At 66.8% G+C, this 12,016-nt stretch carries 14 protein-coding genes; 11 read left to right on the forward strand and 3 right to left on the reverse strand.

Features of this window, described 5'->3' with window-relative positions:
* Positions 1-39: 39 nt before the first annotated feature.
* On the forward strand, positions 40-819 hold the full coding sequence (locus HZ989_RS00910; protein ID WP_209321783.1) for a tyrosine-protein phosphatase: 780 nt from the start codon (positions 40-42) through the stop codon (positions 817-819).
* The gene (locus HZ989_RS00915; RefSeq protein WP_245162414.1) at positions 816-2,111 is read left to right on the forward strand and encodes an anthranilate synthase component I family protein; all 1,296 of its coding nucleotides are present in this window, start codon (positions 816-818) and stop codon (positions 2,109-2,111) included. Before HZ989_RS00910 ends, HZ989_RS00915 begins: the two co-directional genes overlap by 4 nt.
* Positions 2,112-2,115: 4 nt before the next feature.
* On the opposite strand, the gene HZ989_RS00920 is transcribed toward HZ989_RS00915, so the two are convergent.
* From HZ989_RS00920 to HZ989_RS00930, 3 genes are read right to left on the reverse strand one after another with little or no spacing between them, the layout of a single operon-like run.
* Entirely contained in the window at positions 2,116-2,658 is a 543-nt protein-coding gene (locus HZ989_RS00920; protein WP_209321784.1) for a TadE/TadG family type IV pilus assembly protein, read from the reverse strand.
* Positions 2,658-3,200 carry a TadE/TadG family type IV pilus assembly protein gene (locus HZ989_RS00925; protein ID WP_245162415.1) on the reverse strand — a complete coding sequence of 181 codons (543 nt, stop codon included), beginning with the start codon at positions 3,198-3,200 and terminating at the stop codon, positions 2,658-2,660. Before HZ989_RS00925 ends, HZ989_RS00920 begins: the two co-directional genes overlap by 1 nt.
* Positions 3,200-3,616: a pilus assembly protein N-terminal domain-containing protein gene (locus HZ989_RS00930; RefSeq protein ID WP_209321785.1), complete on the reverse strand. Its 417-nt coding sequence runs from the start codon at positions 3,614-3,616 to the stop codon at positions 3,200-3,202. Before HZ989_RS00930 ends, HZ989_RS00925 begins: the two co-directional genes overlap by 1 nt.
* A gap of 353 nt (positions 3,617-3,969) precedes the next feature.
* On the opposite strand from HZ989_RS00930, the gene HZ989_RS00935 reads away from it, so the two are divergent.
* The 9 genes from HZ989_RS00935 (at position 3,970) to HZ989_RS00975 (ending at position 12,012) form a co-directional block, all read left to right on the forward strand.
* A complete protein-coding gene (locus HZ989_RS00935) occupies positions 3,970-4,137 on the forward strand; it encodes a Flp family type IVb pilin (RefSeq protein ID WP_209321786.1) in 168 nt (55 codons plus the stop codon).
* A gap of 213 nt (positions 4,138-4,350) precedes the next feature.
* A complete protein-coding gene (locus HZ989_RS00940) occupies positions 4,351-4,518 on the forward strand; it encodes a Flp family type IVb pilin (protein WP_209321787.1) in 168 nt (55 codons plus the stop codon).
* Between the two features lie 214 nt (positions 4,519-4,732).
* Entirely contained in the window at positions 4,733-4,900 is a 168-nt protein-coding gene (locus HZ989_RS00945) for a Flp family type IVb pilin (protein ID WP_209321788.1), read from the forward strand.
* 126 nt (positions 4,901-5,026) lie between these two features.
* Positions 5,027-5,539: a prepilin peptidase gene (locus tag HZ989_RS00950; RefSeq protein ID WP_209321789.1), complete on the forward strand. Its 513-nt coding sequence runs from the start codon at positions 5,027-5,029 to the stop codon at positions 5,537-5,539.
* Between the two features lie 109 nt (positions 5,540-5,648).
* Entirely contained in the window at positions 5,649-6,593 is a 945-nt protein-coding gene (cpaB, locus tag HZ989_RS00955; RefSeq protein ID WP_209321790.1) for a Flp pilus assembly protein CpaB, read from the forward strand.
* A complete protein-coding gene (locus tag HZ989_RS00960; protein WP_245162416.1) occupies positions 6,590-8,167 on the forward strand; it encodes a type II and III secretion system protein family protein in 1,578 nt (525 codons plus the stop codon). The genes cpaB and HZ989_RS00960 overlap by 4 nt, the downstream gene beginning before the upstream one ends.
* 8 nt (positions 8,168-8,175) lie before the next feature.
* Positions 8,176-8,844: a CpaD family pilus assembly protein gene (locus HZ989_RS00965; protein WP_209321791.1), complete on the forward strand. Its 669-nt coding sequence runs from the start codon at positions 8,176-8,178 to the stop codon at positions 8,842-8,844.
* Positions 8,845-8,850: 6 nt separating this feature from the next.
* Positions 8,851-10,365, forward strand: a complete 1,515-nt coding sequence (locus HZ989_RS00970; RefSeq protein WP_209321792.1) for a CpaE family protein — start codon at positions 8,851-8,853, stop codon at positions 10,363-10,365.
* A gap of 3 nt (positions 10,366-10,368) precedes the next feature.
* Entirely contained in the window at positions 10,369-12,012 is a 1,644-nt protein-coding gene (locus HZ989_RS00975; protein ID WP_209321793.1) for a CpaF family protein, read from the forward strand.
* The last annotated feature ends 4 nt before the right edge of the window (positions 12,013-12,016 follow it).

Genomic DNA, 12,016 nt, shown 5'->3' on the forward strand with positions numbered 1-12,016 from the left:
CCCTGTCGCACGCGCCCGTGCCCGTTCTATAGGGAGGCCATGACCTCCCGCATCCACGCCTTCGACGCCCTCGACAACTTCCGCGACTACGGTGGCTATGACACCGCCGCGGGCCGGGCCCTGAAGACCGGGCATTTGTTCCGGTCGGCGCACCAGGCCTCGGTCTCGGAAGCGGATCTGGCGCGGCTCGCGGCTCTGGACATCGGCACGGTTGTGGATCTGCGCCGGCCGGTCGAACGACGTCGCCAGCCCTCCAGACGCCCCGCAGGCTTCTCGGGTCAGGTGTTCGAGAGCGATCTGGACGAGGCGGGAGAGGCACCGCACATCACCTTCCTGAAGACCGCCGACCTGACGCCCGAGTCGGGCCGTCGATTCATGACCGGGACCTATCGTCAGCTGCCCTTCGCCCCCGCCCACATCGACCTGTTCGCCCGCTATTTCCGCGCTCTGGGCGAGTCGGATCGACCGGTCCTGATCCACTGTGCCGCCGGCAAGGACCGGACGGGCATGCTGGCCGCCCTGACCCACCACCTGCTGGGCGTCAGCCGCGACGACCTGATCGAGGACTATCTGCTGACCAATGTGGCCGTGGACCTTGCAGGTCGCGCCCCGGCCATCGCGGAACAGCTGAAGGGTTTCACTGGCCGCACGGCCTCGCACGACGCGGTGGTGGCCTTCATGGGGGTGGAAGAGGCCTATCTGGATGCCGCGATCGCGGCGATCGAGGCGCGTCATGGCTCGATCGACGCCTATCTCGAACAGGCGCTGGGGGTGGACGACAGGTTGCGGGCCCGGATCCAGGAACGGCTGGTGGCGTGAGCCCGAACCGCTTCGCCCTGACCCTGGCGTGGACACCGCCGCTGGAGGTCGCGGCCGGGATTGCCGGGCAGGAGGGGGCCCTGTGTCTGCTGTCGGACGGCGGGCCGAACGGGCGCGTGTCCTGGGTGGGCGCGGACCCCGATGTCGTCCAGGCTGGCCCGTTGGACCACCACGACCCGTTCATAGCGCTTCGACAGGCCGGCCTTGAACGCCAGGTGGTTGGCCTGGCCGCCTACGATGCCGGTGCCAGGCCTGCGACAGGCCCCCGGGAGCCGGCGGCCGGAGACTGGCCCGACCTGATGCTGGCCCGCTATCCGGCCCTGCTTCGGTTTCATCATCCCAGCCGGACGATCCAGGCCATCGGCACGGGCCCGGACGCGGAAGCCCAGGCCAGGCGCGCGGCGGGGTGGATCGCCCGGAGCAAGGCCGCCCCGCGACCTGCCGCGCCGGCCGGAGAGTTCGACGGCGAGACTTCGGAGACATCCTATACGTCGGCGGTCGCCGACGTCGTGGCCCGGATCGCGGCCGGAGAGCTGTTCCAGGCCAATATCGCGCGCGCCTGGGGGGGGCGGTTGCGTGACGACGCCGATCCCTTCGACGTCTTCCTGCGGCTGGCGCAGGGGGCCGCACCATACGGGGCCTTCTGGCAGTTGGGGGATCGGGTCCTGGTCTCCAATTCGCCGGAGCTTTTCCTGACCTTCGATCCCGCAGACCGTCGCCTCGAGACCCGGCCCATCAAGGGAACGCGCGCCCGGGACGTTGATCCCAACCAGGACGCCGCCAACGCAGCCGACCTGGTGGCCAGCGCCAAGGACCGGGCCGAAAACCTGATGATCGTCGATCTGATGCGCAACGATCTGGCGCGGGTCTCCGAGCCCGGCTCGGTCATCGTGGAGCGACTGCTGATGCTGGAGAGCTTCGCGACCGTGCACCACCTCGTATCGACCGTCGTGTCGACCGCCACCGAGGGCGCCGGCCCGGCCGACATTCTGGAGGCCACCTTCCCGCCCGGGTCGATCACGGGGGCACCGAAACATCAGGCGATGAAGGTCATCGCCGATCACGAACCGCCGCGCGGTCCCTGGTGCGGATCCCTGTTCCTGCTCGATGACCGGGCGCGGATGACGGCCTCCGTGCTGATCCGGACCGCATCGTTCTGGCGTGACGGGGAGGGTTGGCGGTTCCGGACCCTGGCCGGTGCCGGGATCGTCGCGGACAGCGATCCCGATGCGGAATGTGCTGAAACGGACATCAAGATCATGGCCATCCGACGCGCTCTGATCGGTCCCTGACCGATCAGCAGTTGCTGCAGATCACCTTGTCCTCCAGACGGGGCCGCAGGTAGAGGGTCCGGCGGAACCGGACCAGATTGGGCAGCACGTAACCGAGCGGCGACAAGTAGTCGTAGGCCGACTCGCTCAGGACCACGCTTTCACCATTGGCGATCATGCCGACCGGTACGGTGACGACCGAGCCGGTGCTCCGGGCTGTCAGGCCAGACCCCCGACTCCAGTCGATCTTGGCCACGCCGTTCGAGTCCCGGGTCACGCCGGACACCCGCATCTTCAGCGGTGCTGTCGGAAAGGGTGACATGATCAGATAGGCGACTGCAAAGGTGTCGTCGAGTTCGTCCCGGGTGACCACGTCGTCCTGGGAAGTGATGTCGGCGATCTGGGAGGTCGCATGGTCCATGCGCCTCTGCACCATAAAGGCCTGGCAGAACTCCGAGCTGGCGAAATAGAGGGTGATCATGACCGGCGCGATCAGGGCGAACTCGACAGCCGACACGCCCCTCTGGTCGTGCAGGAACCTGGCGATGAACGTCTTCAGCGCGGTCATCAGTAGGGCTCGCTACGGAAGGCCGTGGTGGCCGACAGCACGGTATCGCCGGACGACAGCCTCGACATGGCCTGGAACATCGTGGGGGCGATCAAGGGCTGTCTGTACCAGACACGGATCAGGATAAGGCTGCTGGTCGTGCCATTGGTATAGGGCGGTGACGTGGGTAGCTCGCCGTTGACGACCGGATCGGGCAGGGTCTGGTTGCGGAATTGGGCGATTTCCCGAACCTCGACCGTGGCGCGGCTGCTGCACTCGCTCGCGAACACGCTCATCTTCGAACACAGCTCGGCCTTGAACTGTCCAGCACTGAGGTTTCGGGTCGCGGCCTCTCCCGTCCGGATCAGACGCCCGGCCTGAAGCGTCGCGTTTTCGAGGATGGCATCAACAAGGAACAACAGACCCAGCTGCATCACAGCAAAGATCAGGAAGAAGAACGGCAGGGCGACCATGGCGAACTCGACCGCTGCGACCCCTGAACGCGGGGGGCGTCGCCGGTCGGTCCTTCGCACAGCTGTCAGCAGGTCGGGACGCATGGCCATCAGGGGGTAGCGGTAGGCGCGGCGGCGTTGCGAATACTGGCCGAACAGGAGGCCGCGCAGGCCATCTCCGTCGCCTGCGCCCCACGCCAGACGCGAATCGATCCTGTCGAGTCGCCCGTAACCACGACCTCGCCCTGATAGATCGTGCGGCCCAGGCCATCCAAGGCGACGACCTCGGTCACGCCATAGCCCTTGCCCGTAACGAACAGGGTGTTGGCGTCGACGACCGTCACATCCGCGATCGCGGGGTTGCCGACGATGACGGAGGACGCCGCCCCGCGCAGCGCCACGCGCGCCGATCGGTCGATCCCGACATTCAGGGACTGTGCGTGAGCAACACCCGCAGCGAACAGGCACATGACACCCGCGAGCACAGCAGCCGGGCGTACGGCGGGGCAAAATGGACGACCTGCCATGAGCGACACTCCGAAGATCGACGCGCACACGGGCGTCGCGGGCGCACGATGGCCGGGAAACCTCAAGAAAGTCTGAAATCAAACTCCTGCGGCAGGACTTGAGTCATTCTGGTTAACATCCATAAAATAGTCCGAGTGATCGATGGTCAGAATATATAGTCATGAGCACCACAAAAAACTGGCTCCTGACGTCTCTGGACGGGCTTTCGATGTAAATATTCACGTAACCATGCCTTCTGACCAGCCCTTAACTGGTGAGTGGCATTATGCTCCTGTGTTTGGAGGTCAAGCGGGCGACCGGAACCTCCAGCCAGTGTCGCTCGCTTAACAGATTTTGCAAAGGGAAGACCATCATGACCAAGTTCATCACCAAGTTCGCTCAAGACGAGTCGGGCGCCACGGCCATCGAGTACGGCCTGATCGCAGCCCTGATCGCCGTCGTCATCATCGGCGCGGTCACCACGCTCGGCACCAAGGTCAGCAGCGCCTTCACCAAGGTGGGCAACGCGATGCCGGCGTAAGACCGGACCAGAAAGGTCTTGTCGCCTGGGGCCGGAGCGGGAAACCGCTCCGGCCCTTTGCCGTTTTGCGCCCTGGGATCATTACCAGAGCGGTAATCAGATTCTCTGACGCTACCTTAACGGGCTCGACCGATGATGATCCTGTGACGGAGGCCGATCAAGGACCTCCAGAAGCCTCGCTCGCCTGACCATCATTCCAGGAGAAAGACCATCATGACCAAGTTCATCACCAGGTTCGCTCAAGACGAATCGGGCGCCACGGCCATCGAATACGGCCTGATCGCAGCCCTGATCGCCGTCGTCATCATCGGCGCGGTCACCACGCTCGGCACCAAGGTCAGCAGCGCCTTCACCAAGGTGGGCGACGCGATGCCGGCGTAAGACCGGACCAGAAAGGTCTTGTCGCCTGGGGCCGGAGCGGGAAACCGCTCCGGCCCCTAGTCATTTTACACCCGGAGATCGTCACCAAGTCAGTAACCAGGTTTTCCGACGTAACCTTAACGGGCTTGAACGAGGATGACTCTGTGATTGAGGTCGAACCAGGGACCTCCAGACGCCTCGCTCGCCTGCCCATCATTCAAGGAAGAAGGCCGTCATGACCAAGTTCATCACCAGGTTCGTTCAAGACGAATCGGGTGCCACGGCCATCGAATACGGTCTGATCGCGGCCCTGATCGCCGTCGTCATCCTCAGCGCGGTCCAAGGACTCGGCAACAAGATCACCGGCACCTTCTCCAGGCTCGAAGACGGAATGCATGGGTAAGACCGGATCAAAACGGTCTTGTGGCCGGGAGCCAGAGCGGGACATCGCTCCGGCGCTTTGTCGTTTCGGGCTTCACTCGCCGTCGCGAAAACCGTGGCTTAACCCGTTGTCGCTAGGGTGATGGTCATGGACAGTCTCACCCTCCTGCTGCTCAGCGTGCTGCCCGCCCTTGTGATCGTCGCGGGGCTGTCGGATCTGACGACCATGAAGATCCCGAACTGGATTTCGGGTCTGCTCATCCTGGGCTTCTTCCCGTCGGCCTTCGCCGTCGGCCTGTCGCCGGCCGAGGTGGGAATGAACGTCGCCGTAGCGGTCGGTGCCCTGCTCGTCGGCATGGGCCTGTTCGCCGGCCGGATCATCGGCGGCGGCGACGCCAAGTTGATGGCGGCGACTTGCCTTTGGCTGGGCTTCGGCGGTGCCGGCACGTTCCTGCTCTACACCGGATTGTTCGGCGGCCTGCTGTGCCTGGCCCTGATCGCGGCGCGAAAGTCCGTCGTCCTGCCCGCGCACGCCACCCCAGGCTGGGTCGCCACCCTGATGGCCCCCCGCGGAGACCTGCCTTACGGCGTGGCCATCTGCGCCGGTGCCCTGGCAGCTTTCCCGTCCAGCCCCCTGCTTCTGACCTACGCGGCGGGATAGGTCGGGCCTCCGGACGCTTAGGTCCGCGTTAACCCCGGCCCGGCATGATCGTTAACGGTAAGCCCCCTGCGTTTCGAATCGCGTGCGGGGTCCGTGCCGGAGACCCTGGATGAAACCCGCCCGCATCGCCGTCATCTGCATCGCTGCCGTGTCCGCCATCGGTCTGGCGTTCGTGGTGCGTGCCATGGGCTCACCTTCCGGCGAACCGACCGCCGTGGCGACGGCGGCGACGGCACCGACCGCGCCATCCCGCCCCATGGCCAGGGTCCTGGTCGCCGCGCGGGATCTCGCGCCTGGACAGCGACTGGTCGATGCCGATCTGGCTTGGAAGGACTGGCCGGTCGACGAGGTCAACCCCGCCTTCATCACCGACGGCTCCATTGCGGCTCCGGCGGCTGCCGCTGCTGAAGGCGATGCGGCCAAACCGGCACAGACCGATGCGACGGCCGGAAGCGCCATGGCCCGCGTCTCGCGCGCGGCCAGCGATCTGGCGACCGGCGGGGCCAAGGCTGACTATTTCGGCTCGGTCGTGCGTGAAACCATTCTGGCCGGAGAACCCATCGTCGCACGCAAGATCGTGCGCGCCGGCGACAGCGGCTATATGGCGGCCTATCTGGAACCCGGCATGCGTGCCATGGCCATCGGCGTCTCGGTCGAGAGCGCGGCGGGCGGATTCATCCTGCCCGGCGACCGGGTCGATGTGATCGTCACCGTCGAGCGACAGGGCGGAGACGATGACAAGGAGGGCGGGGCCAACTTCGCCAGCCGCATCGTCATGCAGAACGTCAAGGTCCTGGCCATCGACCAGTCCACACGGGCGGGCGACGATCAGCAGGCCGTCGTCGGCGCGACCGCCACCCTGGAGGTCGCGCCCCAGGATGCCGAGGTCGTGGCCCTGGCAAAGGCGGCCGGCACCCTGTCACTGGTGCTCCGGTCCTATGCGGACACTTCCGGGCCGTCCGGGCGTGTCGCCCCGACGTCCCTCACCTCCGAACGGTCGAGCGCGATCCGCGTCTTCCGGGGCGGAGAGCCCGAGGTGGTCAAAGTCCCATGAGCGCGCGCCCGATGACCTCGACCCTGACCCGCATCGTCGCCATGGCCACCGCTGCCCTGATGGCCACGGCACCCGTGACCCTGCCTTCAGCCGTGCTGGCCCAGGACGATGGGAGCACCCGGACCGTGGCCGCCGGATCCGGCCCGCGCCTGATCAATCTGCCACGCGGGACGTCCTTCGCCGTCGACCTGCCGACCGATGCGCGCGACGTCATCGTGTCCAACCCGGCCGTGGCCGAGGCCAATGTGCATTCGCCACGCCGCATCACCGTCATCGGCATCGCGCCGGGCGAGACGGACGCCGTCTTTCTTGACGCCGCCGGTCGGTCGATCCTGACGCTGCGGGTCCGCGTCGACGCGGGGGTGGCCGCCCTGCAGGACACCCTCAGCCGCGTCGCTCCGGGAGCCCAGGTTCGCGCCGAGGCCGTCAACGACAGCATCGTCCTGACCGGCCTGGTGACCAGCGCCGCGCAGTCCGAACAGGTCGCCCAGGTCGCCCGCGCCTTCGTCTCGGCACCCGAAAAGGTGCTGAATATGCTGAGCATCGCCGGGTCCGATCAGGTGACGCTGAAGGTCCGCGTCATCGAGGTGCAGCGCAACGCCATCAAACAGCTGGGCTTCGATACCGCGGCCGCGCTCGGCCAGGTCGGCGATACCCAGTTCCTTCTGAGCCAGGTCCCCGGCTTCGGCGTCAATGGCAGCCTTCTCGGCGGCATCAGTGCGGGCGTTTCACGCGACACGACCCGGAACTTCCAGCTCGAGAGACCCTGCGGGCCCGGCTTTCCAGCCGATTCGCTTTGCCCGTTCGCCGTCAACGGCCCCGAGGACGCAGCGAACTGGGATACGGCCCAGCCTGGAACGGGTCCGGGTTCCAACGAGCTGAACCGCGGCAATGCGACGATCAAGGCGTTCGAGCGGGTCGGGCTGATCCGCACCCTGGCCGAGCCCAACCTGACGTCGGTCAATGGCGAGAGCGCCACCTTCCTGGCGGGCGGCGAGTATCCGGTTCCGACCGGTCGCGACCGCGACGGCAACGTCACCATCGAGTTCAAGCCCTACGGCATCAGCCTGGCCTTTCGCCCCGTCGTCCTGTCCCAGGGCCGCATCAGCCTGCAGATCTCGACCGAGGTGTCCGAGCTGACCCAGACGGGCGGCATTACCCTGGGGGCGGGGACGGCCTCGTCGCTGAACATCGCCGGCCTCAATGTGCGCCGGGTCCAGAACACGGTCGAGATCCCGTCCGGCGGATCCATGATGATCGCGGGTCTGCTGCAGGAATCCACCCGCCAGGCGATCGATTCCCTGCCCGGCCTTGGCGGCCTGCCAGTGCTGGGCCAGCTGTTCCGGTCGCGCGACTATCTGTCGGGCGAGACCGAGCTGGTGGTGATCGTCGAGCCCTACATCGTCAGCCCGACCTCGCCGGACCGGATGCAGACGCCCGCCGACGGCCTGCGGATCGCGACCGACGCCCAGACCATCTTCTTTGGCCAGTTGAACCAGGCCTATGGCTCTCCAGCCCCGACCGACACCGCCTCGGCCGGTTGGCAGGGCCCCGTCGGCTATGTGATCGAGTGAGCGCACCCATGATCCGTTCCCTTATCGTCGCTTCCGGAGCCCTGATCCTGACCGGCTGCGCCGGCCTGCCCGCCGAAGGTCAGGACCCGACACCCCTGAACCCGGCGTCGCGCTTCAGCCTGCAGGTCGAGCCGGGGATCGAGCGCGTCGCCCTGGCCGTGCACGACACCGGCCTGTCGGCCAACCAGACCCGGGCGCTGCAGGACATCGCCGGTCGCTTCCATGCCGAGGGCGCCCCGGTCCTTCGGATAGAGGCCCCTTCGGGCGATGATCCGGCCGCCAGCGAGATGGCCTCGCGGATCAAGGGCGCGCTGGAAGCTTCGGGCGTGTCTTCGTATCAGGTCCAGGTCGTGACCTATGTCGCCCCGGACCCGCGCGCGCCCGTCCTTGTCGGATTCGATTCGGTTCGGGCCGTCGTGCCGCAGTGCGGGACCCACTGGACCAACCTGACGCGGACCGGTTCGAACGCAGGCTATGGCAACTTCGGATGCGCGGTGAACGCCAATCTGGCCGCCCAGATCGCCAATCCGCGCGATATCGTTCAGCCGCGAGCCATGACGCCGGTCGATGCGGGCCGCCGGGCGGTGGTGTTCGATCATTATCGTCAGGGCGCACCGACCGCCGCCGAGCGGGAAGCGCTCCTGACCCAGGCGCAAGTTTCGAGCGCGGTGAACTGAGCGATCATGAGCAACGCCTTCGCCCCCCGCGCCTTCGACGCCATAGATGAAGACTTCGATGCCGACCTCGACTTCGCCGCAGTGAACCCTGCCGTGAGAGGCGATCCGCGGCAGCAGCATCAGTTTGCAATGCCCCCCGGCATGGTGCCGAAACCGACCACCGGCATGGTGATGGCGCACCCGGGTGCTCCGATGGCCGCCGGCCCGGGCGGTCTGCCGACGGCGAGCTACAATCCGGTGGGCGACCTCGTGGCAGAAGCCTCCATGGCCCTGGCTCCCGGCGCGGCCGCCATGACCGCAGAAGTCAATGTTCCGCGTATCGCCATCCACGTCTTCGGGGAGCGCCAGGACACGCTGGCCGCAGCGGCGCGTGCGGGCCAGGATCGGCGCATGTCGCGCGCCACGACGCAGGTCCGCATCGGCGGCATTCCCGCCGCTGTCGAGGCTTACGGCCACGAGCCGACGCCGCCGCTGATCATCGTCGAATGCCTGCAGGATCCCCAGAGCCTGCTCCTGCAGGTCGATCGCCTGGCCGAATGCTGCGATGCCGGCACCAAGGTGGTCGTCATCGGGGCCACCAACGACATCATCCTGTTCCGCGAGCTGATGAAGCGCGGCGTCAGCGAATACATGGTCGCCCCGGTCCAGCCGCTGCAGCTGATCGCGGCCATCGGTGGACTGTTTTCCGATCCGGCCCAACCCTTCATCGGCCGTTCCATCGCTTTTGTCGGTGCGCGCGGCGGGGCAGGATCGTCCTCGGTGGCGCACAACACCGCCTATGCGATATCCGAGAAGATCGGGGCCAATACCGTCATCGTCGACTACGACCTGCCCTTCGGCACGGCAGGCCTTGACTTCAATCAGGATCCGCTGAACGGCGTGGCCGACGCCCTCGGACAGCCCGGCCGGCTCGATCCCGTCCTGCTGGACCGGATGATGGTCCGCTGCACAGACAAGCTGAGCCTTTTCGCCGCGCCTGCGACCCTGGACAACGACTGGGAAATCCATGCCGACGCCTTCGAGGAGGTCACGACCCAGATCCGGGGGACCGCCCCGTTCGTTGTGCTGGATCTACCCCACCTGTGGTCCGGCTGGATGCGCAAGACCCTGATCTCGGCCGACGAGGTGGTGGTGGTCGCCACGCCCGATCTGGCGTCCTTGCGCAATGCCAAGAACATGATCGATCTGATCCGTTCGGGCCGCCCCAACGACGCGCCCCCTCGCCTGGTGCTGAACCAGGTCGGCGTGCCGGGCCGTCCGGAGATTCCGGCCAAGGATTTCGGGGCCGCCCTTGGCATCCACCCCTGCCTGTCGATCCCGTTCGACGCCAGGCTGTTCGGCGCGGCCGCCAACAACGGCCAGATGGTCCTTGACGCCGGAGCCCGGTCGAAGTCCGCAGAGGCCTTCCAGACCCTGGCCCAGATCGTGTCGCGCCGTGAGCTGCCCTTGCCGGCCGCGCCCGGCAAGGGCAGGGGCGAAGGCAAGTCGATCTTCTCCGGCCTCTTCAAGAAGAAGACCTGAGGCGTGTTCGGCAAGCGCACAGGACAACCCGGCAGCGCGGAGGCGGCCCCGCGCCCGGCACCGGCCACCGTACCCGCGCCTGCGCCTGCGCCGTCCTTTGACGCCGGCACACCGCCGCAGCCCACCCAGGGGCATCAGACACAGGCTTTCGCCTATCCCGCCGAGAGCGCAGCCCCCGCCGGCGGCTTTGCTCACAGCAGCGGGCGGCCGGTCGATGCCCCGAGCTCGCCCGCCGCAGACCGGCTGGATGCGCTGGCCCAGCGCCCCAAGGCCGCCTCTGCGCCGCCACAGAACTCCGGACCCGGCCCCAAGGCCACCCCCGGCCTCGAGCAGCTCAAGAAGGCCCAGGCGGTCACAGAGATCGTCCGTGAACAGAGCGACTACTATCACGCTACGAAGACGACGATCTTCAATGCGCTGATGAACACCATCGACCTGGCCCAGCTGGCGCAGCTGGACACCAAGGCGGCGTCGGAAGAGATCCGCGACATCGTGGCCGAACTGGTGGCGATCAAGAACGTCTCCATGTCGGTGGCCGAGCAGGAGCACCTGGTTCAGGACATCCTCAACGACGTCCTCGGCTACGGCCCGCTTGAGCCCCTGCTGGGCCGCGACGACATCGCCGACATCATGGTCAACGGCGCGGGCCGGGTCTTCATCGAGGTGAACGGCAAGGTCGAGCTGACCAACGTCCGCTTCCGCGACAACACCCAGCTGATGAACATCTGCCAGCGGATCGTCAGCCAGGTCGGCCGCCGCGTGGACGAAAGCTCCCCGATCTGCGACGCCCGCCTGCCCGACGGCAGCCGCGTCAACGTCATCGCCCCGCCCCTGGCCATCGACGGCGCGACCCTGACGATCCGGAAGTTCAAGAAAGACAAGCTGACGATGAAGAACCTGGTGGAGTACGCCTCCATCAGCCCGGAAGGGGCCCGCGTCCTCGGCGTCATCGGCGCCTGCCGCTGCAACATCGTCATCTCTGGGGGCACCGGCTCTGGCAAGACGACCCTGCTGAACACCCTGACCGCCTTCATCGACCCGACCGAGCGCGTCATCACCTGCGAGGATGCGGCCGAACTGCAGCTGCAGCAGCCGCATGTCGTCCGCCTGGAAACCCGGCCGCCCAACCTGGAGGGCCAGGGCACGATCACCATGCGTGACCTGGTGAAGAACTGCCTGCGGATGCGCCCGGAACGGATCATCGTCGGCGAAGTCCGTGGACCGGAAGCCTTCGATCTGCTTCAGGCCATGAACACCGGCCATGACGGCTCGATGGGGACCCTGCACGCCAACAGCCCGCGCGAAGCCATCAGCCGGATGGAATCGATGATCACCATGGGGGGTTACGGCCTGCCCTCCCGGACAATCCGCGAGATGATCGTCGGCTCGGTCGATGTGATCATCCAGGCCTCCCGTCTGCGCGACGGGTCGCGCCGGATCACCCACATCACCGAGGTGGTGGGTCTGGAAGGCGACGTGATCGTGACCCAGGACCTGTTCGTCTACGACATCACCGGCGAGGACGAGAACGGCAAGGTCGTCGGTCGTCATCGCTCGACCGGCATAGCCCGCCCCCGCTTCTGGGACCGCGCCCGCTACTATGGGCTGGAGCGCGAGCTGGCCGAGGCCCTGGACGCGGCGGAGTAGGGAT

Origin of the sequence: Brevundimonas sp. AJA228-03 (assembly GCF_017795885.1) — a bacterium.
Taxonomy (GTDB): Bacteria; Pseudomonadota; Alphaproteobacteria; order Caulobacterales; family Caulobacteraceae; genus Brevundimonas.

Excerpts from the sequence above, each read along its gene's own strand:
- HZ989_RS00910 (WP_209321783.1), top strand. The coding sequence starts at position 40 with ATGACCTCCCGCATCCACGCCTTCGACGCCCTCGACAACTTCCGCGAC.
- HZ989_RS00920 (WP_209321784.1), bottom strand. The coding sequence starts at position 2,658 with ATGACCGCGCTGAAGACGTTCATCGCCAGGTTCCTGCACGACCAGAGG.
- HZ989_RS00925 (WP_245162415.1), bottom strand. The coding sequence starts at position 3,200 with ATGGCCATGCGTCCCGACCTGCTGACAGCTGTGCGAAGGACCGACCGG.
- HZ989_RS00930 (WP_209321785.1), bottom strand. The coding sequence starts at position 3,616 with ATGGCAGGTCGTCCATTTTGCCCCGCCGTACGCCCGGCTGCTGTGCTC.
- HZ989_RS00935 (WP_209321786.1), top strand. The coding sequence starts at position 3,970 with ATGACCAAGTTCATCACCAAGTTCGCTCAAGACGAGTCGGGCGCCACG.
- HZ989_RS00940 (WP_209321787.1), top strand. The coding sequence starts at position 4,351 with ATGACCAAGTTCATCACCAGGTTCGCTCAAGACGAATCGGGCGCCACG.
- HZ989_RS00945 (WP_209321788.1), top strand. The coding sequence starts at position 4,733 with ATGACCAAGTTCATCACCAGGTTCGTTCAAGACGAATCGGGTGCCACG.
- HZ989_RS00950 (WP_209321789.1), top strand. The coding sequence starts at position 5,027 with ATGGACAGTCTCACCCTCCTGCTGCTCAGCGTGCTGCCCGCCCTTGTG.
- cpaB (WP_209321790.1), top strand. The coding sequence starts at position 5,649 with ATGAAACCCGCCCGCATCGCCGTCATCTGCATCGCTGCCGTGTCCGCC.
- HZ989_RS00960 (WP_245162416.1), top strand. The coding sequence starts at position 6,590 with ATGAGCGCGCGCCCGATGACCTCGACCCTGACCCGCATCGTCGCCATG.
- HZ989_RS00965 (WP_209321791.1), top strand. The coding sequence starts at position 8,176 with ATGATCCGTTCCCTTATCGTCGCTTCCGGAGCCCTGATCCTGACCGGC.
- HZ989_RS00970 (WP_209321792.1), top strand. The coding sequence starts at position 8,851 with ATGAGCAACGCCTTCGCCCCCCGCGCCTTCGACGCCATAGATGAAGAC.